This window comes from Pedobacter gandavensis, assembly GCF_014172405.1.
Lineage (GTDB): Bacteria > Bacteroidota > Bacteroidia > Sphingobacteriales > Sphingobacteriaceae > Pedobacter > Pedobacter gandavensis.
This window is the reverse complement of the sequence record NZ_WNXC01000003.1, coordinates 275,841-300,238: the sequence shown is the minus strand read 5'-3', so window position 1 is coordinate 300,238 and position 24,398 is coordinate 275,841. Positions and strand designations below refer to the sequence as shown.

Sequence of the window (24,398 nt, the reverse complement as noted above, 5' to 3'; positions counted from 1 at the left end):
GGCTATACTTACCAATCAATATCTTGATTCAAAAGATTAAATTTGCCCTATTGAAACCGAACATACAACGATATTTTATTGAACTGTCCTATAACGGGACCGCATTTCACGGTTGGCAGATCCAACCGAATGCCATCACTGTACAGGAACGACTGGATAAAGCATTATCCGTGTATTTCCGACAGCCGATTGCTTCTTTAGGCTGCGGACGTACCGATGCAGGCGTTCATGCAACGGAATTTTTTGCTCATTTTGACCTGGAAATCCTTCCGGAGAAACCTGTCAATGTGGAAAAATCCATAGCCGGAATCAATTCTTTACTGCCTTATCAAATCGCAGTTAAAAGGGTTTTTGCGGTTGCAGCGGACGCACATGCCCGTTTCGACGCAACTCAAAGAGCTTATCATTATTACCTCCATTTTCATAAAGATCCGTTTAAATTGGATCGTTCCTGGTTGTTTAAAGGCGAATTGGATGTTGCTGCTATGAATGATGCCGCAAAGCTGATTCTGGAACATACTGATTTTTCTTGCTTCAGTAAATCGAATACCCAAACCTTTACCAACAATTGTAAAGTAACTGCTGCTTATTTTGAAGAAATACCAGGGGGACTGAAATTTACCATTTCTGCAGATCGTTTTCTCCGAAATATGGTGCGTGCAGTAGTTGGTACTTTAATCAGAGTGGGAAAGAAAGAAATTAACAAGCAAGATTTTCAGGAAATTATGGAACAAAAAAGTAGAAGTAATGCCGGGCAGTCGGTTCCTGCCTGTGGCTTATACCTCGTCAGTGTTGTTTATCCTTATGTAACCTATTGATATGTCTAAAATAAGTGGTGATGCGTTAAATGTTGGCCTGTTGAAAAGAGTTTTTCAATATGTAAAACCTTACCGCAATATCTTTATCTGGGCAATTATACTCACGATATTACTAGCCTTAATTGCGCCGGCAAGACCTTTTCTGATCCAATATACCCTAGACCATTACATCATGAAAGGGGAGTACGGTGGTTTGCTCAATATGACCATTCTGATGTTGGTGTTGCTGGTGGTACAGGCTGGGATTCAGTTTTCCCAAACGCTACTGACAAATACATTGGGGCAATCGGCGATCCGAGATTTAAGGATCAATGTGTTCAACCACATTACTAAATTGCGGTTAAAATATTTCGACAATACCCCAATCGGACAGCTCATCACCCGTACGGTATCCGACCTGGAAACCATTGCTGAGATTTTTTCCGAAGGATTAATTGTCATCATTGGCGATATCCTGATGGTGATCGTAATTATTGCTGTCATGATTTACAGGGACTGGTCGCTTACTTTTGTGGTGCTGCTACCGATGCCTTTGCTGATGATTGCAACTTCAGTTTTTCAAAAAGCAATCAAATCTGCATTTCAAGAAATCAGAACAGAAGTTTCAAACCTGAATACGTATTTGCAAGAGCACATTTCCGGTGTTTCTATCATCCAGTATTTTGCCAGAGAACAACAAGAGTATAAAAAATTCATTAAGATTAATGCACGTTACCGTGATGCCAACATTCGTTCTAACTGGTATTATTCTATATTTTTTCCAGTGGTGGAGATCATTTCCGCCATGTCATTAGGTTTACTCGTTTGGTATGGCTCTAAGAGTATTTTGGCGAAACCAATGGATGTCACTCCGGGTACCATTGCGGAATTTATTCTGTATATAAGTATGTTGTTCCGCCCGATCAGAGAGCTTGCTGATAAATTCAATACCCTGCAAATGGGAATGGTAGGTGCAGAGAGGGTATTTAAAGTTTTAGATACAGATGAAGTAACCGAGGACAAAGGGACTTATGCACCAGCAAAAATGTCTGGAGCTATTTCTTTTGAAAAGGTGTGGTTTGCCTATACGGATGAAAACTATGTGTTGAAAGACATCTCTTTTGAAGTAAAAGCAGGAAAAACCATTGCACTTGTGGGGGCTACCGGTGCTGGAAAATCTTCTACGATTAATATTCTGAATCGGTTTTATGAGATTCAAAAAGGCGAAATTAAAATTGATGGGAGAAGGATTCAGGATTATAAACTGGATTTCCTAAGGAAGAATATTGCTACGGTATTACAGGATGTCTTCCTGTTTTCCGATACGATCTTTAACAACATCACTTTAAACAATCCCGAAATCGGAATGGATGAAGTGATTGATGCAGCTAAAAAAGTAGGCGCCCATGATTTCATCGAACGACTGCCAGGTGGTTATCAATATAATGTAATGGAAAGGGGAGCAACGCTTTCTGCCGGACAAGCACAATTGATTTCATTTATCCGCGCATTAGTTTATAACCCCTCAATTTTGGTGTTGGATGAAGCCACCTCTTCTGTAGATACAGAAACAGAAATGCTGATCCAGCGCGCCATAGAGAACCTGATGAAAGGAAGAACTTCTATCGTGATTGCGCATCGTTTGTCTACCATCCAAAAAGCAGATCAGATTCTGGTGCTGGATAAAGGGGAGATTAAAGAGATGGGAACGCATCAGGAATTATTGAAATTAGATGGCTATTATAAACGCCTGTACGATCTTCAATTCAACTCCGGCGGAATTGTATCCGCTTAAGTTGAAATAAAATGTAATAGGTTCTATTCTGAAGTAGGGTGCAGCAGCATTGCTAGGGCCTTGCTAGGGCTCATCTAGGCCCCTGGTTCGCTTTGGTGCCCAAGGGGAAGCCCCTAAAGGGTTGAGCAGAGCTTTATAAAATTACCGATAAGGCTGAGGAGTACGAGCGATCATTCAGGCGTTTTTGAAGCGTTGTTAATCTTCGTTTACGACCACACTAATGGTCTTATCCAGTTTAATGGTATGGATTACTTTTGTCCTCTCGCTGTATACCACTACTTTATTCTCGTCTAAGTATTGGATGAGCCTGTAGGGTTCTGAACATTGCACAAATCTCCATTGGGTGTAAAATTGCTCTGCAAGCTCTTTTTCCTGAGGTAAATAGGTAATCGCAATTTCTACATCACTGATCCGGTCAATGAAAAAATATGCATTGCTGGTCAATACCTTTTTTGCTGCAGGTGCCTCTTGGAATTCTTTAATGGCCAGTTGCCTTAAGATAGAAGAAGGCTGCGTGGGATTTCTATTGATCAGGTCGACAATCAGGTTGCTTACTTCGTTTTTGCTGGTCTGGAATTTTCCATTTCCGATGTTTGTGATTTTGAAAATGATACTAAGTGGCTTCATGAACTGATTGTTTTTTGTAAAGAAAGGGGTAATTGTGATGACTAACAAAAAATTTGTGACAATGATGAGTTTCTGGGATTAATTGTCGTTTATTAGCTATGAAATGTTGTTTATTTGATGTTTCAAAAGAAAAGAAAATAGATTGTCAGATAAAATCAAAAACGATTGTAATAAATATGGTAATGAATTTGACAATCCATTTCAATTAGCTTAGATTTGCACAAAAAAAATTAGATACATGAGTGTTTTAGTAAATAAGGATTCAAAAGTTATTGTTCAGGGTTTTACTGGAAATGAGGGTACTTATCATGCCTCTCAAATGATAGATTACGGAACTAACGTTGTTGGTGGTGTAACCCCAGGCAAAGGTGGCCAGACTCATTTGGAAAGGCCCGTATTTAATACGGTAAAGGATGCGGTTGATAAAGCCGGTGCTAATGTATCTATCATTTTTGTTCCGCCAGCTTTCGCTGCAGATGCCATTATGGAAGCTGCTGAAGCAGGTATTAAAGTGATCGTTTGTATTACTGAAGGTATCCCTACAAAGGATATGATTCAGGTAAAAGAATATATTTCTGACAGAGATTGCCGTTTAATCGGTCCAAACTGTCCAGGTATCATTACCGCTGATGAGGCAAAAATCGGTATCATGCCAGGCTTTATCTTCAAAAAAGGTACAGTAGGTGTGGTTTCAAAATCTGGTACTTTAACTTATGAAGCAGTTGACCAGGTAGTGAAAGCAGGTTTAGGTATTACTACTGCTATTGGTATCGGTGGTGACCCAATCATCGGAACAACTACTAAAGAAGCGGTTGAATTGTTAATGAACGATCCAGAAACTGAAGGTATCATCATGATTGGTGAAATTGGTGGTGGTATGGAAGCTGAAGCTGCGCTATGGATCAAAGAACATGGTACTAAGCCTGTTGTTGGTTTCATCGCTGGTCAAACTGCGCCTCCGGGACGTAGAATGGGGCATGCTGGTGCAATCGTTGGTGGTGAAGATGACACTGCTGCTGCAAAGATGAAAATTATGGCTGAATGCGGTATCCGTGTAGTAGAAAGTCCTGCTGAAATCGGTGAAGCAATGGCTGCTTTATTGAAGAAATAATAAGATCTTCTTGTATAAATCAAAAGCTCTGGTGAATTTTTCATCGGAGCTTTTTTTATTTAACAATGACCGTATTATGGCATTAAAGGAAAACTTTAAAATGCATTTAGCCGTATATTGTATAAAATAGAGGAGATGCATATGAAAGCCCTGATCAATAAAACATTTATATTGGCAGGCTTGTTAGTGATCACTAGCTTAGCCGCCTGCGCGCAAAAAGATAAAAAAGAACAAGTATTCCCAAAAACAAGCAAAAATCCTATGGAGTGGAACAAATTAACCAAAGAAGAAGAAGATGTGATCGTTCGTAAAGGAACGGAATATCCGGGGACTGGAAAACTGCTGAATAATAAAGAAAAAGGAACCTATGTATGTAGGCGTTGTGGTGCCCCTTTGTTCCGGTCGGAGAATAAATTTGAATCAGAATGTGGCTGGCCAAGTTTTGATGATGAAATCAAAGGAGCGGTAGAGCGAATTCCTGATGCAGATGGAATGCGTACCGAAATTGTATGTGCAAATTGTAAGGCACATTTAGGTCACGTGTTTATTGGCGAAGGCTTCACCAGCAAAAATACCAGGAACTGTGTGAACTCAATTTCTATGGCCTTTGTTCCTGATAAGAAATAATCGAATTTTTTTGGAAATTACTATAATGCTCAGTGATAACTTGCTGGGCATTTCTTGTTTATCCGGAAAGAGTTTGCTTATGTTTGTCGCTTCACCAACAATTGTAAATATGAAGTATTGCTTATTTTTATGTTTGATGTTGTCTTTCACAGGCATTTCTGCCGAGGTAGATAACCCCAACGAAACAATAAAAGCGGATACAACGGTACGCACAAAAACAGGTTATGCTACGTATTATGCCAGGAGATTTGAAGGACGCCGTACCACCAGTGGTACCAGGTACCGGGCACATAAAATGACAGCAGCCCACCTTTCCTTACCCTTCGGTACAATTGTCACAGTAAAAAACCTATCTAACGGTAAAACTGTAGATGTGAAGGTCAACGACAGAGGTCCTCACAGTAAAAAATACATCATCGATCTTTCCGCCGGCGCAGCCAAAAAATTAGGCTTTTACAGCAAAGGACATTCAAAAGTAGAAATCAGCTATCAGTTGTACTCAGAATAAAGCAAGTAAAATCTCCCGATTGAAATAAGTTCAGGTCTATTTATTAACATAGTCAGCTAACTTATTAATCGATAAAAAGAAATTAAAATCAAAATTCAAGGTAATTAGTGTGTCAATTTCTTCTCCGCGTGTTGATAAATATGACCGCTTGTTAACAACTATTGTAACCAAATCCTAGCGCCAAACTTTATATTTGTTAACGCAGAGTTCTTTAGTGAATCACATCCGAATTTTCAGTTAAATGTTTAATATTTAGTAGTTTAAGGTTGTTAGGATTATTTTTCTTTTTCATCTTTCTTTAACTAAGTATGGATTATCTGGCGGTTGGAGCCTAGGAACGCTTTTAAATTATTCTATACATTTATCCTTATTAAAAAGATGCTCATGCAAGAAGAAGAAGTATTATTAAGAGAAAACAAAGATCGTTTTGTTCTTTTGCCGATTAAATATCCTGAAATCTGGGAAATGTATAAGAAGAGTGAAGCCAGCTTCTGGACTGCGGAAGAGATCGATCTTTCTGATGACCAGAAACACTGGGACAACCTCAATGATGGCGAAAGACATTTCATCTCTCATATTTTAGCCTTCTTCTCCGCCAGTGATGGTATTGTTAATGAAAACCTTGCTGTAAACTTCATGAGTGAAGTGCAACTTCCGGAAGCACGTTGCTTCTATGGTTTTCAGATCATGATGGAAAACATTCACTCCGAAACCTATGCGCTTCTAATCGATACTTATATCAAGGATCCTGAAGAAAAAGACAGGTTATTCCATGCCATTGATACCGTTCCTTGTGTGAAGAAAAAAGCAGAGTGGGCGTTAAGGTGGATCGAAAATGGTAGCTTTGCAGAGCGTTTAGTTGCTTTCGCAGCAGTAGAAGGTATCTTCTTCAGTGGTAGCTTCTGTTCGATCTTCTGGTTAAAGAAACGTGGCCTGATGCCAGGGTTGACTTTCAGTAATGAGTTGATTTCCAGGGATGAAGGATCGCATTGTGAGTTTGCCTGTCTGTTGTACGGTATGTTGAAAAACAGATTAAGCGAAGAACAGGTACATGGGATTATTCGTGATGCAGTAGAAATCGAGAAAGAATTCGTAACGGATGCTTTGCCGGTAGCACTGATCGGAATGAATGCCAAACTGATGTCTCAATACATAGAATTCGTTGCAGATAGATGGTTGCAGGAATTGGGTTATACCAAAATCTATAATGCCACTAACCCATTCGATTTTATGGAGATGATCTCTCTACAGGGAAAAACCAATTTCTTTGAAAAAAGAGTAGGTGATTACCAAAAGAGCGGTGTCCTGACTTCAGCAGAAGATAAAGCAGCAGCTTTCTCTTTAGATGACGACTTTTAAATACTTTCTGCTTTTTACAGAAAGTGACCTAAATAAATAATTGAAATTCGGTGCCTTTGCCGGGATCTTTACCACCTCCCGATCAGCACCTTTAAAAAGCTGAAAAATATGTTTGTAATAAAAAGAGATGGCCGTAAAGAAGCGGTTAGATTTGATAAGATAACGGCTCGGATTGAGAAGTTATGTTATGGTTTTAATGTCGAACTGGTAGATCCGATTGATGTTGCCAAAAAGGTAATTGAAGGTTTATATGATGGGGTAACTACCTCTGAACTGGATAATCTTGCAGCAGAAACCGCCGCATCTTTAACTACGAAACATCCTGATTATGCTTTGCTAGCTTCTCGTATTGCGGTATCGAACCTACATAAAAACACGACGAAGTCGTTCTCAAAAACGATGGAAAGTTTATACTTGTATATCGATGCTAAAACTGGAAAATCCGCTTCCCTGATCGCAGATGATGTGTGGGAAGTGATTCAAGAACACGCTGATATCCTGGATAGCACCATTATCTATGACAGAGATTTTGGTTTCGATTACTTCGGTTTTAAAACACTGGAAAAATCATACCTGTTGAAAATCGAAGGTCAGATCGTGGAACGTCCTCAGCATTTGTTCATGCGCGTTTCTGTTGGTATTCATAAAGGGGATATCGACAGTGTGATCAAAACATATAACCTAATGAGTGAGCGTTGGTTTACACATGCTACACCAACCTTGTTTAATGCCGCTACACCAAAACCTCAGATGTCTTCTTGTTTCTTATTAACGATGCAGGATGATAGTATTGAAGGAATTTATGATACGTTGAAACAAACGGCTAAAATTTCTCAAAGTGCTGGTGGTATTGGACTAAGCATTCACAATATACGTGCTACAGGTTCTTATATCGGTGGTACAAACGGTACAAGTAATGGTATCGTTCCAATGCTAAAAGTATTCAATGATACTGCACGTTATGTAGATCAGGGTGGAGGTAAACGTAAAGGTGCCTTTGCGATTTATTTAGAGCCTTGGCATGCAGATGTATTCAGCTTCCTTGACCTGCGTAAAAACCATGGTAAAGAAGAGTTGCGTGCGCGTGATTTGTTCTATGCACTATGGATTTGTGATTTATTCATGAAACGTGTGGAAGAAGATGGGGAATGGAGTTTATTCTGTCCACATGAAGCACCAGGTTTAGCAGATTGCTTTGGCGAAGAATTTAATGCGCTTTATGAGCGTTATGAAAGAGAAGGAAAAGCACGTAAAACGATCAAAGCTCAGGAACTATGGTTCGCCATCCTGGATTCACAAATCGAAACAGGTACGCCTTACCTTTTGTATAAGGATGCTGCAAACAGCAAATCTAACCAGCAAAATCTGGGAACGATTAAGAGTTCTAACCTGTGTACAGAGATCATTGAGTATACTTCTAAAGATGAGGTTGCCGTATGTAACTTAGCTTCCTTAGCATTACCTAGATACGTGATTAATGGTGAGTTTGACCACCAGAAATTATATGATGTTACTTATCAGGCAACTTTAAACCTGAACAAGATCATCGATTATAACTATTACCCTGTAATTGAAGCTCAGAACTCTAATATGCGTCACAGACCAATTGGACTGGGTGTTCAGGGATTAGCAGATGCCTTTATCTTAATGCGTTTACCTTTCGAAAGTGAGGGTGCTCGTCAATTGAATAAAGAAATCTTCGAAACGATTTATTTCGCGGCCATGACTGCTTCTCATGATCTTGCGGTAGTGAATGGTCCTTACGAGACTTTCAAAGGTTCTCCTTTGTCTAAAGGTAAGTTCCAGTTCGACCTATGGAATGTGAAACCAGACAGCAACCGTTGGGATTGGGAATCACTACGTAAGAATGTAGTTAAAAATGGGGCATATAACTCGCTTTTAGTAGCTCCAATGCCTACGGCCTCTACTTCTCAGATCTTAGGAAACAATGAGTGCTTTGAGCCTTATACTTCTAACATCTACACCAGAAGGGTATTGAGTGGTGAGTTCGTTGTGGTAAACAAACACTTATTGAAAGACCTTGTTGCTTTAGGACTATGGACTCCAGCAATGAAAGACAGAATTATTCTAGCGAATGGTTCGATTCAGGACATCGCTGAGATTCCTGATTATATCAAAGAATTGTACAAAACAGTTTGGGAGATCAAAATGCGTAGCATCATTGATATGGCTGCCGATAGAGGTGCTTACATCTGTCAATCGCAATCCCTAAACTTGTTTATCAATGCACCAAATACTTCGAAACTTACTTCAATGCACTTCTATGCATGGAAAAAAGGATTGAAAACCGGTATGTACTACTTACGTACACAAGCTGCTTCTCAAGCGGTTAAATTTACAGTAGAGAATCAAGCCGGTAAAAACATGGAGCCAGTAATTCCTGAGCATATCGATCAGGTTGTAGAAGAAATTACTGATGGTCCGGTTTGTTCAATGGAAGAAGGTTGCATTAGTTGCTCTGGTTAATTCCAATCTAAACGCATAAACCATAAGGGGTAAGGTTCATTCCTGCCCCTTTTTTAATGCCCTTTTTTGTAGGGTTATCCACATTTTTATTTGTGGTTCTGCACAGCTTGTCCACAGGTTATGACGTTGTTTTACACATTTGAACCGCCATTATCCACTGTTGTCCACGTTTTCTGATCGATTTCCCACAGGTTCCTAACGTGTTACCCACAGCTTACCAACAGGTTTTACACAGGGTTATCCACATAAAAGAGGGTAGGCATGGAGGTTTGTATGCTTAGTTATCCACGTGTTTCCCACAGCTGATGCCAACTTATCCACCAAGATAAAAAGTTGCTCACAGGTTTCCCACAGCAGTGCTATGGGTTACAAACAGCTTTTCCACGGTCTATTAACAGGTTACTAACGGGTTTCCCACAGGTTCTACACAGGGTTATCCACATGCTTTTTGCTTGTAAATAAGTCATTTGTCATATTTATTAACGTTTATACACCTTAATATACGATCTCGTATCTTTGTCAAATAATGGCCAAACACGAAATAATTCCATGCGAGCGTTGCGGTACACCTATAGAGTGTAAGGCCAACTCCTACACAAAATGTCAGTGTAGCGTGGTGCAATTGAACCTGAATGAAGTACAATACATCAGCGAACAGTTTGAAAGCTGTCTTTGCGCCAAATGTTTATTCGAACTTCAGCAGGAATATAAGGAGATCGTATCTGCTTAATTTCATGGCCCACATATCTTTCAAATAACAATTAGAGCAGAAATTATTTTCTGTTAACTTTGTATCACAAAATTTCATAGAATGGCTAAAGTACAGGTTGGATTGGTGCAGATGAGTTGTACCGGTAATAAACAAGAGAATTTAGATAAGGCGATCGTTAAGATCAGGGAAATCGCCGCTATGGGTGCACAGGTTGTGTGTCTACAGGAATTATTTACTTCATTGTATTTCTGCGATGAAGAGAATTATGAGAACTTTAAGCTTGCAGAGGCTATTCCAGGCCCATCAACAGATGTGCTCTCGAAAGTAGCTGCAGAGTTAAATGTAGTCATCGTTGCCTCTTTATTCGAGAAAAGAGCAGAAGGCCTTTACCACAATACCACTGCAGTATTAGATGCAGATGGTGCTTACCTGGGTAAATATCGCAAAATGCACATCCCGGATGATCCAGGATTTTATGAGAAGTTCTATTTTACGCCTGGTGATTTAGGCTATAAAGTATTCAAAACTAAATTTGCTAAAATTGGGGTATTGATCTGTTGGGATCAATGGTATCCTGAAGCTGCCCGCTTAACTGCGTTAATGGGTGCAGACTTCCTGGTTTACCCAACGGCAATCGGATGGGCAACCACACAGGATGAAGCCACCAATGTAGAACAATACAATGCATGGCAAATGATTCAGCGTTCTCATGCGATCGCAAACGGTGTTCCTGTAGTGAGCATCAACCGCGTAGGTGAAGAGGCAGGCGTTGCTTTCTGGGGCGGATCATTCGTATCCAACCCTTTCGGAACCTTGTTGTATCAGGCAGACCATAGTAAAGAAGAACTGAAAGTTGTTGAACTTGACTTGTCAAAATCTGACAGCTACAGGACGCATTGGCCGTTTTTACGCGACAGACGTATCGATAGTTATTCACAAATCACCAAAAGATATATAGATGACGAATCTATTTAACAATAGCCCGAAAAAAGCAGGATTCAGTTTTCCTGCAGAATGGGCAAAACACGAAGCAACCTGGTTGAGCTGGCCACATAAGGAAGCCTCCTGGCCAGGTAAACTGGAAACCATTTACCGTCCGTATTGCGAGTTTATCAAAATAGTAGCCACAGGCGAAAAGGTAAGAATCAACATCAACGATGAAGAAACTAAAGCTTTTGCCATTGCTGAACTGGAAAAAGTAGGCGCAGACTTAAGTCAGGTGGAGTTTTTTATGAACCCAACTAACGATGCCTGGTGCAGAGATCATGGCCCGGCTTTTTTATTGAACGAAGCAAAAGATCAAAAAGTGGTAGTGGATTGGGGCTATAACGCCTGGGGTGGTAAATATCCGCCATTTGACCTGGATGATGTGATTCCAACCAAGATTGCCAAGCATTTTGACTTACCACTTTATCTTCCTGAAATAGTAATGGAGGGTGGATCGGTAGAATTTAATGGTGCAGGAACAATTTTAACGACCACTGCTTGCTTGTTAAATGAGAACAGAAACCCGCATTTGACGAAAGAACAAATAGAACAATATTTAATGGAGTTCTATGGTGCGGAACAAATCCTTTGGTTAGGCGATGGTATTGTTGGTGATGATACCGATGGTCATATCGATGATATTACCCGCTTTGTAAATGAAGATACCGTGCTTACAGTGGTAGAAAGTAATCCATTGGATGAAAATTATATCCTTTTACAGGAAAACCTGGAAGCATTAAAAGAGATGCGATTGTTAGACGGCAGACCGTTGAACATTGTGAAATTACCGATGCCTTCGCCAGTGATTCATGAGGATACGCGCTTGCCGGCTTCTTATGCTAACTTTTATATTGCCAATGCCGCAGTGATCGTTCCGACTTTCAGAGATGTGAATGATGAGAAAGCATTGAAAATTATTCAAGAGGTATTCCCGGATAGAAAAGTGGTAGGTATCGATTCTACAGATATCATCTGGGGATTGGGTAGCTTCCATTGCTTGAGTCAGCAGGAACCAGCGATTTAATTAAGTACAAAATATTAACCAAACATATTTATAATGAAATTATTAGAAGGAAAAACAGCATTGATCACCGGTGCTTCAAAAGGAATCGGCCGTAAGATTGCAGAGAAATTTGCGGAGCAAGGTGCTAACGTTGCTTTTACTTACCTGTCTTCTGTTGAAAAAGGAGAGGCATTAGAGCAAGAGCTGCAAAGCTTTGGTACCAAAGTTAAAGGTTACCGCTCAGATGCTTCGAAATTCGATCAGGCAGATCAATTGATCAATGACATCGTTGCTGATTTCGGTACACTGGATATCGTAGTGAACAATGCAGGGATTACTAAAGACGGTTTGCTAATGCGTATGAGCGAAGAAAACTGGGATGATGTAATCAATGTGAACCTTAAATCCGTGTTTAACATTTCTAAAGCTGCTTCTAAAGTAATGATGAAAGCCCGTAAAGGTTCTATCATCAATATGAGTTCAGTTGTAGGTGTTCAAGGAAACGCCGGACAAGCGAATTATGCTGCGTCTAAAGCAGGTATCATTGGTTTTTCTAAGTCTTTAGCGAAAGAATTGGGTTCTCGTAACATTCGTACGAATGTGGTAGCACCAGGTTTTATCCGTACTGAAATGACAGATGTGTTAGATCCGAAAGTGGTTAAAGGATGGGAAGAAGGAATTCCTTTGAAAAGGGCAGGAGAGCCGGAAGATGTGGCAAATGTTTGTGTGTTTTTAGCTTCTGATATGAGTGCTTATGTGACTGGACAGGTATTGTCAGTTTGCGGAGGTATGTTGTAACATTCTAAAAGTAAAGAAGCGTTTTTGAAGTATATTGAAACTTTTAGAACCGCTTTAAAATAAATACTTTTAAAAAGGAGTATCGGTGTTCAGACTGGAATCTTTGCCTGAAGGGGCAAATTTCCTAGGTCTTCACACAGGTACTCCTTTTTTATGCGTAAAAAAGGACAAGGGGCTGATTTTATTGCTGCTTACCGAATATGTCGATGCGCAATATGGGTTCTCGCGGGTTTTATCGAAATAATTTGATTTTATTTTTTAAAATTTAGCATCTTAGCCATGTACATATGGACAACTCTTTTAATTTTTATACGATAATGACTTTGATTGGTTGTCTGCTATTAGGGCTACTTTTTGCCTATGTTGCTTATCGTAAAACCTCACATTTAACGCCTAAACTTCGATGGTTTTTAGCCTCATTGAGGGCCTTAGTAGTGGCGGTGATTGCTGGTTTACTTTGCTTTCCGCTGGTGAAAAATTTAAGCTATCAGCTGGAGAAGCCAGTGATCATTATTGCGCAGGACAATTCTTTGTCTATTGGGCATGTACATCCGGCGGGTTTTGACCAGAAAAAATATGAAGCGGATCTACAGCAATTAAGCGCTCAGCTTTCTGATAAATATGATTTAAAAGTTTATCATTTTAGTGATAGTGTAAACAAAGGCTTTGATTTTAGCAATCAGGGCAAGCTGAGTAATGCTACGGCGCTGTTTAATCGCTTAAATGACGAATACCTGAATAGGAATATCGGTGCGGTTATTATGGCCTCAGATGGCATCTTTAACCGTGGTGGAAGTCCCTTGTATGATTTAAACAAATTAAAGGCGCCAGTATATACCATTGCATTAGGGGATACCATTCCCAAGCGCGACCTGAGGGTGGTCAATGTAAACCATAATAATCTCGTATACCTGAATAATGATTTTACAATTGAAGTGCAGGTAGAAGCTTTTGAAAGTAAAGGGGAGCAGGCTAAATTGAAGGTATTTGAAAATGGGAAGGTCATGGCTGAACATTTAATTCCGGTCAACAGCCATGCTTTTTCGGCTACAATTCCTGTGAAATTAAAGGCGAACAAGATCGGTCTGCAAAAATATACCGTACAATTAGTTCCTATGGCCAATGAGGTGTCGGAAAAAAACAATACACAGGAGGTTTTTATAGAGGTGATTGATGCCCGTCAGCAAGTGTTAATTGCTGCCGGAGGGCCACACCCGGACATTTCGGTGATCAAACAAGCCCTGAGTGCCAATAAAAATTATGATTTAAAGGTGGTTTTAGGGGAAGAGTTAAATGCCCTGAACCTGAATGATTATGGCTTGCTTATTTTATATCAATTGCCGGACTTACAGCGGACCGGTGCAGCCTTTATGGGGAAACTGGGGCAGGTAAATGTTCCGGTTTGGTATATTGTTGGCGCTCAAACGGATGTGAACCGGTTCAATGCCCTGCAAAAAATGGTCAGTATAAATGGCGCAAGCAGCAATATTCAAGAAGCTTTTCCGACAGTGAATACCGATTTTACCGCTTTTGATATCGATCCTGCAGCAGCAAAAATTATCAATGATTTTGATCCGCTCCTGGCTCCTTTTGGAAAGGTAGTGGTTAATGGACCGGGTTTTGTCGCACTGAAGCAGCGGATCGGAAAGGTTAAGACGGATGCCGCACAATTGTTTTTTGTGAATGACAATGGTCGGAAATCTGGTTATCTGATTGGAGAGGGGTTATGGCGCTGGAAATTGTCGGAAGCAAAAGATGGCCTGAGCAATCCAGTATTGCATGACCTGATTGCTAAAACAGTGCAATATCTCGCCGTAAAGGATGATAAGCGTAAGTTTAAGGCTGCGCCTTCCAAGAACACTTTCGAGGAAAATGAAAATGTATTGATCAATGCAGTGTTGTATAATGATAGCTATGTAGCTGTAAACACTCCGGATGTGAGTTTGCAACTCAAAAATGAAGCTGGAAAATTGTACAATTTTCTTTTCTCAAGAACAGGTACTACTTATCAACTAGATGCCGGAATGTTGCCTGCTGGGAATTATACATTTACAGCAAATACCACACTTGGTGATAAAAAGTATCAGGCACAAGGCGCATTCTACGTGAATGCGATGATTGCAGAGTATCAGCAAACCATTGCGAACCATCAATTGCTCCATAATATGGCTTTACAGACTAATGGTAAGCTATATATGCCTGCCAACTTGTTGAAAATTCAAGAGGATATTGAAAAGAATGAAAATGTCAAAACGCTAAGTTATGAAGACCTGAAATATGAAGCGCTGATAAATTTTAAATGGTTGTTTGCGATGATCATCTTATTGCTTAGCTTGGAGTGGTTTTTCAGAAAGAGAAACGGCGAAATTTAATTCTCAAACACATGCAGATTGGTACAATGGAAACCATTGAGGTATTGGGTACGGTTGCCTTTGCAATCTCAGGCTCTTTTGCCGCCATGCAAAGAAGGCTGGATCCTTTTGGCGTGCTGATCATAGCATTTGTGACTTCCATTGGCGGTGGTACGGTAAGGGATATGTTGCTGGGGGATACGCCAGTGGCCTGGATGCGCGATGTGAACTACTGCCTGCTGATCCTCGCGACTTCAGTCGCGACCATTTTCTTTAAAACACACATCAAAAAGTTTAAAATCACACTGTTCTTGTTTGACTCCCTCGGATTGGGCTTGTTCACCATGTTGGGGATCCAGAAAGGAATTAATTTCGGACTTAGTCCGGGCATCTGTATTGCACTAGGGACTATTACCGGTTGCTTTGGTGGGGTGATCAGAGATACGCTCTTAAACACGATCCCATTGATCTTCCGGAAGGAGATCTATGCCACTGCCTGTATTCTTGGCGGCTCCCTTTATTTTGGACTTAAACATTATAAGCTGGGAGATGATATGGCTAACATTGCAGTAATCGCCTTTATCTTTGTATTGAGAATTGTGGTGGTCAAATATAGACTGACCCTACCTAAGTTTGGTTATTAATTTTTAGGTGCTTCCTTTACTATCACAAAAACATCCTCATTGTCTTTTTTCATGAAGTATTTCTCGCGTGCGAATTTCTCCGCCATGTTTAGATTGGTACTCAGCTCATTCAGGTCTTTCTTTACCTTCGCTGTTTCTTTTTCATAGAAATCCTTTTCCTCCTGAAGCTTGTTCACCTCAGAGCGAAATTCATATTGAGATACCATGTCATTTCTATCGAAAAACAGCATCCATACAATGAAAGCTGCGACAGACAGAAAGTATTTATTACGTATAAGTTCCAGCAAACGTTCCATGTTACAAATATATAAACATATAAAAGTATAAACCTATGAAAATTTGAACATATGTTCAAAGAGAAATACTTACACTTAAAAACCAAGGGATTGCAAACCAACACAGGTCTGCTTTAAACCAAAAAACATCCGAAGTTTTAAGCTCCGGATGTTTTTTATATGCGCAAAAATAAACGTCATTTGAGTACCTGTAAATCTTCTCTTCAAAAGATTTGAGGACGAAAAGACTTTATTTTGTGAAGCAAAGCATCAATTATTTTTTGAAATATTTGAAGTCTTTACCAATGAAACGTGCTGCAGAACCTAATTCTTCTTCAATACGTAACAATTGGTTATATTTTGCAATCCTGTCTGAACGTGAAGCAGAACCTGTTTTGATCTGACCACAGTTTAGCGCTACCGCTAAATCAGCAATCGTAGTATCTTCAGTTTCTCCACTTCTATGGCTCATTACAGAAGTATAGCCATTGGTTTGTGCCAAGCTAACCGCATTGATCGTTTCCGTCAAAGTACCGATTTGGTTAACTTTTACTAAGATAGAGTTTGCAGTTTTCTTGTCGATACCGTCTTGTAAACGAGTTACATTAGTTACGAATAAATCGTCACCAACCAATTGAACTTTATCGCCAACTCTGTCTGTTAACATTTTCCATCCATCCCAGTCATTTTCATCCATACCATCTTCAATAGAGATAATCGGGTATTTTTCCGTTAACTGTGCAAGGTATTCTGCTTGCTCAGCACTTGTACGGATCGCACCTTTTTCACCTTCAAATTTAGTATAGTCATATTTACCGTTCACAAAGAACTCAGACGCTGCACAGTCAAATGCTAAGAAAATTTGCTCTCCTGCTTTGTAACCAGCTTTTTCAATCGCCTGGATGATCGTTTCAACTGCATCTTCTGTGCTGTCGAATGTTGGTGCAAAACCACCTTCATCACCTACAGCAGTAGAAAGACCACGGCTATGTAAGATTGCTTTTAAGTTATGGAAAACTTCTGTTCCCCATCTCAATGCTTCAGAGAAAGAAGATGCGCCTACTGGCATGATCATAAATTCCTGGAAAGCGATAGGTGCATCAGAGTGAGAACCACCATTCACGATGTTCATCATCGGGATAGGTAAGATGTTCGCATTAACACCACCGATATAACGGTATAAAGGCTGACGGCTCTCTTGAGCTGCAGCTTTAGCAACTGCTAAAGAAACACCTAAAATCGCATTTGCGCCTAAGTTTGCTTTGTTATCTGTTCCGTCAAGTTTGATCATTAAGTTGTCAATTGCATTTTGTTCAAATACATCAACACCTCTTAATTCATCAGCAATTTTATCATTTACATTGGCAACGGCCTTCAAAACACCTTTACCTAAGTACACAGACTTGTCGTTATCACGAAGCTCTACCGCTTCATGCATACCTGTTGAAGCACCAGAAGGCACTGCAGCACGACCAAGAACACCATTTTCGGTCATTACATCTACTTCAATAGTAGGGTTTCCTCTTGAATCGAGGATTTGTCGGGCATGAACATCAATTATTAAACTCATTTTTATTGGATTTTATTTTGTTAGTCAGCCTTAGTGTAAATCTTACAATTACTATGGCGATATCCAAAGTTAAAAATTAAACACAAAAAAGTCGTAATTAATTTAATTACGACTTTTTAAATGTTATATAATTAGTTTATAGCGACTTAAAGAAGGGGCTTGCTATGATTTACTCGCGAAAACTGCTTTGTAGACCAATCCGGCGAGTATCGCACCTGCAATTGGGGCTACCCAGAACAACCACAATTGACCCATGGCTTCTCCGCCTGCAAATAAGGCCTGACTGGTGCTTCTTGCTGGATTTACGGAAGTATTGGTCACCGGGATGCTGATCAGGTGGATCAGTGTTAAGCTCAATCCAATGGCTAAACCTGCAAAGCCTTTAGGGGCTCTTTCGTCTGTAGCACCCAGAATAACAAGTAAAAAGATGAAGGTCATCACAACTTCGCAAACCAATGCTGCGGTCATGCTGTACTTGCCGGGAGAGTGGTCACCATAGCCATTACTGGCAAAACTGCCTATGGCACTGCCATTGCCTGTAGCGATGACATAGAGTACAGCCGCCGCTAAAATCCCACCTAAAACCTGGGAAATGATATAGGGGATAAGGTCTTTGCCATCAAGACGGCCGCCCATCCAAAGTCCGACAGATACCGCCGGGTTAAAGTGGGCGCCAGAGATGTGTCCAACAGCATAGGCCATCGTGACTACCGTTAGACCAAAGGCAAGGGCAACGCCCAGAAAGCCGATTCCCGCACCTGGGAAATTACAGGCCAATACGGCGCTTCCGCAACCGCCAAGAACCAACCAAAAGGTTCCAATAAATTCTGCAGCAAGTTTTTTCATTTTCTAGAGGTTTAGATTTTAGATGTTGTATACTGAAATTTACCAAGATATTTTTAATATTCCTAATGTGGGTATTTGGGTCTATTTACTTGAATGTCAGTCTACTGTGGTACTTGTTTTTTTGTGGAAACAAGGCGGTTTTTTTAGCTGGTTACCGTTTTTTTACCGGAGCATTTTGGAATGTTTTACCTCGGAGTCCTAGCTATTAGGACTCCGATATTCGTTGAGATTTTCGCATCGAAAGGTTGGTTTTAATAAAAAAGCGTTCCCCCTTTCGGAAGAACGCTTTAAATATTCTATCTTAAGCTGATTGGAAAATAGGTTATTCCCATTTAAATACTTTCACGGCTACTGCATAAATACAGATGCCCCAGATCACCATAATTAGGATTTGGTGTTTTACATCCCATAATCCTGCACCTTCAAAAGCAACTTTCCTCATCGCATCATTTAGATACGTAAGTGGCAATGCTCGGCTAATTGGCTGTAACCAGGAAGGGAAAGCATCGATAGAGAAAAATGTGCCAGACAATAAAAATTGTGGTAAGGTGATGATGTTGGAGATAGGAGGAATGGTACTCTCGCTTTTAGCAATACCAGAAACGACGAATCCAAAACCCATAAACACGATCAGTCCGATGATGGCCAGTAATAACATATTGATTACGGTAACTGCACCATGGACCAAGGTAAAATGGAAGAAGAAATGACCAATCAGGATAATAAAGACAGCACCTAATAAGGCAAAGCCGATTCTTGCGATTCCTTCTCCGAAGACAATGCTGGATTTCCTCACTGGTGTAGCAAAGAAACGTTTAATCACCAGGGTTTGACGTAAATTAAAAAAGACAAATGCGGTTCCGAATACGCCGGTACTTAGCAAGGAAAACCCAAGCTGTCCGGGTAAGATAAAGTCGATGGTGCGGTAAATCCGGCCTTGAACAGTACTTTCATTCAGCTCAGCCACGGTAGGCATCACATCTTTAGAATTTAAGCTGTACATCAGGTTATGGATAACCGATTTCAAGACATTGCCTTTATCCATAGAAGCGGAGGTATATGCTACATTGGCCTTGTAAGCCGGTTTTTCCGTTGTATTCTTTTGAACATTGATGAGCCCGTCAATATTTCCTTTCTCCAGTCCTGTTTTTATTTCTGCTGCATCTTTGTCCCTCACCAAATGTACCACTGGGTTTTCTTCCAGTGCCATGATGATTGGATTGTGAAGGTCAGAGCCAGGCGCAATAGCCAGGTCCACTTTTAATCCCCCTTTGCCTAGAAATCCAAATACCAGGATAAATACCAATGGGAAGGCCAGTGTAAATACTACGGCCGATGGGCTACGCATGATGGATCGAAAACTTGCTTTCGCAAGTGCCATGGTCGCTTTCGTATGATTGTAAGGTTTGTTCATTTGTTTCTATTAATTATCCTCGCGCCATTCTTTGCCGGTCAGTTGGATGAAAACATCTTCCAGATTGGCTTTTTTAACTTCTTTTTTTCTTTCAAAGCCAGTGCTGATCAGCTGGTCTATCAGATTGTCTGGCGTGTCCAGTGCAATGATTTCTCCGCGTTCTACGAAGGCAACACGGTCGCAAAGCTGCTCCGCTTCATCCATATAATGGGTGGTAATCACTACGGTAGTCCCGTTTTTTCTGATTTCAATGATCAGGTCCCAAAGGTTACGTCTGGCCTGAGGATCCAAACCTGTAGTTGGCTCATCCAGAAAGATGATTTTTGGGGCATTGATCAGTGTGGTTGCAATGGAAAAACGCTGTTTTTGTCCGCCGGAAAGTGCTTTATATTTGGCTTTCGCCTTATCTTGCAGGTTTACTTTTTCCAGCATTTCCATCGGATTGATGTCTACGCCATAAAGTCCGGAGAACAATTCCATTAACTCTACCAGGTTTAAATTCGGATAGTATCCTGCGGCCTGAAGTTGTACACCAATGATTCTTTTGATCTTATTGGCATCTTTATCGACATCATAACCATCTACCAGGATTTCTCCTGAGGTTTTCTCGCGAAGGGTTTCTATGATTTCTAAAGTGGTGGTTTTTCCGGCTCCATTCGGACCTAAGAGTCCGAAGATTTCGTTTTCATACACATCAAAGCTGATGCCTTGTACTGCGGTAAAGTCGTCGTATTTTTTTACGAGGTTCTTTACACTAATGATGGCATTGGTGTTGTCCATACTATAAATGTAAGAAGGTTTAGAAGAATAGAAAACCTATTGCTGCTAAACCTTCGAATATAACGGTAAAATGATGTTTTATAGATAAATGGTCTTGATTACCAAGCCAAATCGTTTTTGATCATATCGATGAAATCATCAAATAAGTAACGTGAGTCATGTGGACCTGGAGAAGACTCCGGGTGGTATTGTACAGAGAATGCTTTTTTACCTTTCACACGGATACCTTCGATACTCTGGTCATTCAGGTTAAGGTGAGTAATCTCTACTTTATCAGATTTTTTTACTTCTTCGGCAATCACACCGAAGCCATGGTTCTGAGAAGTTACTTCACAGTGGTTTTTGATGATATTTTTAACCGGGTGGTTTAATCCTCGGTGTCCATTAAACATTTTCATGGTACCAATACCATTGGCTTCCGCCAATAACTGGTGACCTAAGCAGATTCCGAACAATGGTTTGTCGGCAGCTAGAATTTGTTTTACAGTTTCAATAGCGTAAGGCATTGCCGATGGATCACCAGGACCATTAGAGATAAAGTATCCGTCAGCATTCCATTTGTTCATTTCTTCGAAGGTGGTTTTAGCTGGGAATACCTGAACATACATATCTCTTGCTTCGAAATTGCGAAGGATGTTCTTTTTAATTCCAAGGTCTAAAGCTGCAACTTTATAAGTTGCATCCGGGTTTCCGTAGAAGTAAGCTTCTTTAGTAGATACCTGAGAAGACAATTCTAAACCGTCCATAGATGGAACTGCTGCTAATTTAGCTTTCAATTCTTCAAGATCAGTGATCTCTGAAGAGATGATACCATTCATTGCACCTTTATTTCTGATGTGACGTACTAATGAACGGGTGTCAATATCCGAAATTCCTACAATGTTTTCATCTTGAAAATAGTCCTGAATTGACTCTGATGCTTCTTTACGGCTATATCCGACGCTGTAGTTTTTACAAACTAAACCAGCGATTTTGATGCTGTCAGACTCAATTTCTTCTTTGTGGATTCCATAATTCCCAATATGTGCATTGGTGGTAACCATGATCTGTCCGAAGTAAGAAGGGTCAGTGAAAATTTCCTGATATCCAGTCATTCCTGTATTGAAACAGATTTCTCCGGTTGTTGTGCCGATTTTTCCCGCAGCTTTTCCGTAGTAAACGGTGCCATCAGCCAATAACAAGATTGCAGGTAACTTGGTGTAGTTAGTCATTGTGTGTATAAAAATGAGAAATTATGGTGAAAAAAGAGAAAAACGATGGATCATGCGTGATATTGATATCACTTCTGTAGTTAACAAATGTGCTGTTAAGTAACCCCTTCATTTCGGGATACAAAGATACATTTTTGAGGTTTTAAATCAAGGATTTTTTTTAGAATTTAAGGTAAGGGGATTTTAAGGGCTCGCTAGCTTCCCGGATTCTGTCACAAAAACAATAAAACTCGCTTTATTTCGGATGTAAAAAGTAATTTTGCCCAAACTAAAATATAAAAAAAGATGTCTGTAAATAAAGAAGTAAAACGGATCACGACCCACATTTTGCAAGCAATGAAGCAAAATGGAGAAAAGATCGCGATGTTAACTGCTTACGACTACTCGATGGCAACCATCCTTGATGATGCTGGTTTAGATGTTTTATTGGTTGGAGATTCAGCTTCCAACGTAATGGCAGGTCATGAAACCACCTTGCCAATTACTTTAGATCAAATGATCTATCATGCGCAATCGGTAGTTAGAGGTGCATCACGTGCTTTAGTAGTCGTGGATCTTCCTTTTGGATCTTACCAGGGCAACTCTAAAGAAGCCTTAATTTCTGCCATCAGAATTATGAAAGAATCCGGCGCACATGCCGTGAAACTGGAAGGTGGAACAGAGATCGTAGAATCGGTACAAAGAATCATTACTGCAGGGATTCCTGTGATGGGACATTTGGGTTTAACTCCTCAGTCTATATATAAGTTTGGTACTTACACGGTAAGAGCTAAAGATGAAGCGGAAGCATTGAAACTGAAAACAGATGCGCTGGCCTTACAGGAAGCGGGTTGTTTTGCAGTGGTACTGGAAAAAATTCCTGCGAAATTGGGTAAAGAGGTCTCAGAATCTTTAATCATCCCTACGATAGGAATCGGTGCAGGTCCGGATTGTGATGGACAAGTATTGGTTGTGAATGACATGATTGGTTTAACAAAAGGTTTTAAACCTCGCTTCCTACGTCAGTATGTGAATTTGTACGATGGTATTTTAAATGCGGCACAATCTTATATTAAAGATGTGAAGTCGAGTGATTTCCCGAACGAAAAAGAGCAGTATTAAGATTAGAACAAGATTAAGTTTTATAAGCAGGGCTTTAACAAGCTCCACACCAACAGATGCCAATAACAGCAAAAGATATACTTTATGAAGACAACCACCTGATTGCGATTTGTAAGCGTGCAGGTGATATTGTACAGGTAGATGAAACAGGGGATGAGCCTCTGGATGAACAGGTCAAGAAATACCTGGCTAAAACCTACAACAAGCCCAATACTGCGTTTTTGGGCGTAGTACATCGTTTAGACCGTCCGGTAAGTGGCGTAATTTTATTCGCAAAAACGAGTAAAGCGCTGGAGCGGATGAATGCGATTTTCAAAAATAGAGAAGTAAAGAAAACCTATTGGGCTGTGGTGAGAAATAAACCAGCTAAGGCTTCAGGGACTTTGGTGCATTGGTTGATCAAGAATCCACAGAAGAACGTAGTGACGCCACACAATGTAGAAGTACCAGGCAGTCAGCGTGCAGAATTGAGCTATCGCCTGATTGGGGAACTAAATGGTTATTACCTGATCGAAGTAGATCCGCTTACAGGCAGATCCCACCAGATAAGGGTGCAACTTTCTACTTTAGGTTGTCCGATAGTAGGGGATAACAAATATGGTTACCCAAGGGGGAGTAGAAAAGGCAGTATTTGTTTACATGCCCGCCGACTGCAGTTTATTCATCCGGTAAAAAAAGAACCGGTAAACATTTTCGCAAAGCTTCCTGTGGACGGCTTCTGGGAAAAATTCGAAAATATGTAAGCTGAGTATTCAGCAATTATATGACCCCAATAAGCTGGTTTCTATTCAGAACCGCTTATTGGGGTTTTTTATGTCCGATGCCTGAACCAATTGCCGGTGTCAGGATTTAAGCCGGATGCTGACTATGGACAGGGGATAGGGCTAAAAATGAGGTTATTATCGAACTTCAAGCTACCCCGGTGTTCAAACATGACCTTTCCTTTATCTTCTTTTACCGGACCATAGCCTTCGTAAAATTTGCCGTCCTTTTTCAGGAACACTACTTCCCGGACAGACCTTAGACCTTCTGAGTCAAAAGTGTAATCAGCAATTAAGGTGTCCCCTTTCATTTCTCCGGAAAATGTCCCTTTATTGGCGTCTTTTTCATGGATATAGTAGTCCAGAGTTCCGGTGATTTCTTCCCCGTTGATGCGCAATTGCATGTTGGCGGTATCTTTATTTTTAACGTATTGATAACAGCTGACCGAATTTTCTGGGGCCCTATTTGTTGGGCTAAAAGTGGTGTCAACAGCGATCATCGAAGAGTCTCTTCCTTTCTTTTCTGCCTGATTACTGGTACAGGATGCCATCATAACAGCCAATCCTGCAAATAGCAAAAGATGCTTTTTCATTGTTTTATAAATTGATTCGGTTGGGAGACTGCAATTGGCCT

At 40.4% G+C, this 24,398-nt stretch carries 23 protein-coding genes; 15 read left to right on the top strand and 8 right to left on the bottom strand.

Translation table 11 applies throughout. The features are described 5' to 3' along the window. Positions 1–50: 50 nt before the first annotated feature. Positions 51–818 carry a tRNA pseudouridine(38-40) synthase TruA gene (gene truA, locus GM920_RS11475; protein ID WP_235964505.1) on the top strand — a complete coding sequence of 256 codons (768 nt, stop codon included), beginning with the start codon at positions 51–53 and terminating at the stop codon, positions 816–818. Between the two features lies 1 nt (position 819). Continuing rightward, positions 820–2,592, top strand: a complete 1,773-nt coding sequence (locus tag GM920_RS11470) for an ABC transporter ATP-binding protein (protein ID WP_182957217.1) — start codon at positions 820–822, stop codon at positions 2,590–2,592. A gap of 195 nt (positions 2,593–2,787) precedes the next feature. Here GM920_RS11470 and GM920_RS11465 read toward each other — a convergent pair whose 3' ends face one another. Continuing rightward, a complete protein-coding gene (locus tag GM920_RS11465; protein WP_182957214.1) occupies positions 2,788–3,219 on the bottom strand; it encodes a hypothetical protein in 432 nt (143 codons plus the stop codon). Positions 3,220–3,457: 238 nt separating this feature from the next. Here GM920_RS11465 and sucD point away from each other — a divergent pair, with 238 nt between their 5' ends. The 11 genes from sucD (at position 3,458) to GM920_RS11410 (ending at position 15,806) form a co-directional block, all read left to right on the top strand. Further along, positions 3,458–4,330, top strand: coding sequence for a succinate--CoA ligase subunit alpha (gene sucD / locus GM920_RS11460; protein ID WP_182957212.1), 873 nt, complete (start codon positions 3,458–3,460; stop codon positions 4,328–4,330). Between the two features lie 141 nt (positions 4,331–4,471). Then, positions 4,472–4,957, top strand: a complete 486-nt coding sequence (locus tag GM920_RS11455; RefSeq protein WP_182957583.1) for a methionine-R-sulfoxide reductase — start codon at positions 4,472–4,474, stop codon at positions 4,955–4,957. A gap of 10 nt (positions 4,958–4,967) precedes the next feature. Beyond that, the gene (locus GM920_RS11450; RefSeq protein ID WP_235964504.1) at positions 4,968–5,465 is read left to right on the top strand and encodes a septal ring lytic transglycosylase RlpA family protein; all 498 of its coding nucleotides are present in this window, start codon (positions 4,968–4,970) and stop codon (positions 5,463–5,465) included. Positions 5,466–5,849: 384 nt separating this feature from the next. Beyond that, positions 5,850–6,824, top strand: a complete 975-nt coding sequence (locus tag GM920_RS11445; RefSeq protein ID WP_182957209.1) for a ribonucleoside-diphosphate reductase small subunit — start codon at positions 5,850–5,852, stop codon at positions 6,822–6,824. 108 nt (positions 6,825–6,932) lie between these two features. Continuing rightward, positions 6,933–9,311, top strand: coding sequence for a ribonucleoside-diphosphate reductase subunit alpha (locus tag GM920_RS11440; RefSeq protein ID WP_182957206.1), 2,379 nt, complete (start codon positions 6,933–6,935; stop codon positions 9,309–9,311). Between the two features lie 526 nt (positions 9,312–9,837). Then, a complete protein-coding gene (locus tag GM920_RS11435; RefSeq protein WP_182957204.1) occupies positions 9,838–10,041 on the top strand; it encodes a cysteine-rich CWC family protein in 204 nt (67 codons plus the stop codon). Between the two features lie 81 nt (positions 10,042–10,122). After that, positions 10,123–10,998, top strand: a complete 876-nt coding sequence (locus tag GM920_RS11430) for a carbon-nitrogen hydrolase (RefSeq protein WP_182957202.1) — start codon at positions 10,123–10,125, stop codon at positions 10,996–10,998. Beyond that, complete coding sequence (locus GM920_RS11425; protein ID WP_182957199.1) at positions 10,982–12,034, top strand: agmatine deiminase family protein; 1,053 nt, start codon at positions 10,982–10,984, stop codon at positions 12,032–12,034. Before GM920_RS11430 ends, GM920_RS11425 begins: the two co-directional genes overlap by 17 nt. A 33-nt stretch (positions 12,035–12,067) precedes the next feature. Next, a complete protein-coding gene (gene fabG / locus GM920_RS11420; protein WP_182957196.1) occupies positions 12,068–12,811 on the top strand; it encodes a 3-oxoacyl-[acyl-carrier-protein] reductase in 744 nt (247 codons plus the stop codon). A 317-nt stretch (positions 12,812–13,128) separates the two neighbouring features. Beyond that, on the top strand, positions 13,129–15,183 hold the full coding sequence (locus tag GM920_RS11415; RefSeq protein WP_235964503.1) for a hypothetical protein: 2,055 nt from the start codon (positions 13,129–13,131) through the stop codon (positions 15,181–15,183). Positions 15,184–15,194: 11 nt separating this feature from the next. Beyond that, a complete protein-coding gene (locus GM920_RS11410) occupies positions 15,195–15,806 on the top strand; it encodes a trimeric intracellular cation channel family protein (protein WP_182957191.1) in 612 nt (203 codons plus the stop codon). Here the strand turns inward: GM920_RS11410 and GM920_RS11405 are convergent. From GM920_RS11405 to carA, 6 genes are all read right to left on the bottom strand, one after another. Beyond that, the gene (locus tag GM920_RS11405; protein WP_182957188.1) at positions 15,803–16,102 is read right to left on the bottom strand and encodes an FtsB family cell division protein; all 300 of its coding nucleotides are present in this window, start codon (positions 16,100–16,102) and stop codon (positions 15,803–15,805) included. The two genes, GM920_RS11410 and GM920_RS11405, sit on opposite strands and share 4 nt — an antisense overlap. Before the next feature lie 253 nt (positions 16,103–16,355). Then, the gene (gene eno / locus GM920_RS11400) at positions 16,356–17,651 is read right to left on the bottom strand and encodes a phosphopyruvate hydratase (RefSeq protein ID WP_062550375.1); all 1,296 of its coding nucleotides are present in this window, start codon (positions 17,649–17,651) and stop codon (positions 16,356–16,358) included. Between the two features lie 162 nt (positions 17,652–17,813). Further along, entirely contained in the window at positions 17,814–18,497 is a 684-nt protein-coding gene (gene aqpZ / locus GM920_RS11395) for an aquaporin Z (protein ID WP_182957186.1), read from the bottom strand. Positions 18,498–18,819: 322 nt separating this feature from the next. Continuing rightward, positions 18,820–19,911, bottom strand: a complete 1,092-nt coding sequence (locus GM920_RS11390; RefSeq protein ID WP_182957183.1) for an ABC transporter permease — start codon at positions 19,909–19,911, stop codon at positions 18,820–18,822. A gap of 9 nt (positions 19,912–19,920) precedes the next feature. Then, complete coding sequence (locus GM920_RS11385; RefSeq protein WP_182957180.1) at positions 19,921–20,691, bottom strand: ABC transporter ATP-binding protein; 771 nt, start codon at positions 20,689–20,691, stop codon at positions 19,921–19,923. Between the two features lie 98 nt (positions 20,692–20,789). Continuing rightward, positions 20,790–21,902 (bottom strand): glutamine-hydrolyzing carbamoyl-phosphate synthase small subunit, encoded by a 1,113-nt coding sequence (carA, locus tag GM920_RS11380; protein ID WP_182957178.1) that lies wholly within the window; start codon positions 21,900–21,902, stop codon positions 20,790–20,792. 285 nt (positions 21,903–22,187) lie between these two features. Between carA and panB the strand changes: the two genes are divergently transcribed. Together panB and GM920_RS11370 are read left to right on the top strand one after the other, a co-directional pair. Continuing rightward, positions 22,188–23,003: a 3-methyl-2-oxobutanoate hydroxymethyltransferase gene (gene panB / locus GM920_RS11375; protein WP_182957175.1), complete on the top strand. Its 816-nt coding sequence runs from the start codon at positions 22,188–22,190 to the stop codon at positions 23,001–23,003. Positions 23,004–23,059: 56 nt separating this feature from the next. After that, positions 23,060–23,746, top strand: coding sequence for an RluA family pseudouridine synthase (locus GM920_RS11370; RefSeq protein ID WP_182957172.1), 687 nt, complete (start codon positions 23,060–23,062; stop codon positions 23,744–23,746). Positions 23,747–23,868: 122 nt separating this feature from the next. Here GM920_RS11370 and GM920_RS11365 read toward each other — a convergent pair whose 3' ends face one another. Then, complete coding sequence (locus tag GM920_RS11365) at positions 23,869–24,357, bottom strand: hypothetical protein (RefSeq protein ID WP_182957169.1); 489 nt, start codon at positions 24,355–24,357, stop codon at positions 23,869–23,871. Positions 24,358–24,398 lie beyond the last annotated feature (41 nt).

Coding starts and splice junctions, on each gene's coding strand:
- GM920_RS11470 (WP_182957217.1), top strand. CDS start 820: ATGTCTAAAATAAGTGGTGATGCGTTAAATGTTGGCCTGTTGAAAAGA.
- GM920_RS11465 (WP_182957214.1), bottom strand. CDS start 3,219: ATGAAGCCACTTAGTATCATTTTCAAAATCACAAACATCGGAAATGGA.
- sucD (WP_182957212.1), top strand. CDS start 3,458: ATGAGTGTTTTAGTAAATAAGGATTCAAAAGTTATTGTTCAGGGTTTT.
- GM920_RS11455 (WP_182957583.1), top strand. CDS start 4,472: ATGAAAGCCCTGATCAATAAAACATTTATATTGGCAGGCTTGTTAGTG.
- GM920_RS11445 (WP_182957209.1), top strand. CDS start 5,850: ATGCAAGAAGAAGAAGTATTATTAAGAGAAAACAAAGATCGTTTTGTT.
- GM920_RS11440 (WP_182957206.1), top strand. CDS start 6,933: ATGTTTGTAATAAAAAGAGATGGCCGTAAAGAAGCGGTTAGATTTGAT.
- GM920_RS11435 (WP_182957204.1), top strand. CDS start 9,838: ATGGCCAAACACGAAATAATTCCATGCGAGCGTTGCGGTACACCTATA.
- GM920_RS11430 (WP_182957202.1), top strand. CDS start 10,123: ATGGCTAAAGTACAGGTTGGATTGGTGCAGATGAGTTGTACCGGTAAT.
- GM920_RS11425 (WP_182957199.1), top strand. CDS start 10,982: ATGACGAATCTATTTAACAATAGCCCGAAAAAAGCAGGATTCAGTTTT.
- fabG (WP_182957196.1), top strand. CDS start 12,068: ATGAAATTATTAGAAGGAAAAACAGCATTGATCACCGGTGCTTCAAAA.
- GM920_RS11415 (WP_235964503.1), top strand. CDS start 13,129: ATGACTTTGATTGGTTGTCTGCTATTAGGGCTACTTTTTGCCTATGTT.
- GM920_RS11410 (WP_182957191.1), top strand. CDS start 15,195: ATGCAGATTGGTACAATGGAAACCATTGAGGTATTGGGTACGGTTGCC.
- GM920_RS11405 (WP_182957188.1), bottom strand. CDS start 16,102: ATGGAACGTTTGCTGGAACTTATACGTAATAAATACTTTCTGTCTGTC.
- eno (WP_062550375.1), bottom strand. CDS start 17,651: ATGAGTTTAATAATTGATGTTCATGCCCGACAAATCCTCGATTCAAGA.
- aqpZ (WP_182957186.1), bottom strand. CDS start 18,497: ATGAAAAAACTTGCTGCAGAATTTATTGGAACCTTTTGGTTGGTTCTT.
- GM920_RS11390 (WP_182957183.1), bottom strand. CDS start 19,911: ATGAACAAACCTTACAATCATACGAAAGCGACCATGGCACTTGCGAAA.
- GM920_RS11385 (WP_182957180.1), bottom strand. CDS start 20,691: ATGGACAACACCAATGCCATCATTAGTGTAAAGAACCTCGTAAAAAAA.
- carA (WP_182957178.1), bottom strand. CDS start 21,902: ATGACTAACTACACCAAGTTACCTGCAATCTTGTTATTGGCTGATGGC.
- panB (WP_182957175.1), top strand. CDS start 22,188: ATGTCTGTAAATAAAGAAGTAAAACGGATCACGACCCACATTTTGCAA.
- GM920_RS11370 (WP_182957172.1), top strand. CDS start 23,060: ATGCCAATAACAGCAAAAGATATACTTTATGAAGACAACCACCTGATT.
- GM920_RS11365 (WP_182957169.1), bottom strand. CDS start 24,357: ATGAAAAAGCATCTTTTGCTATTTGCAGGATTGGCTGTTATGATGGCA.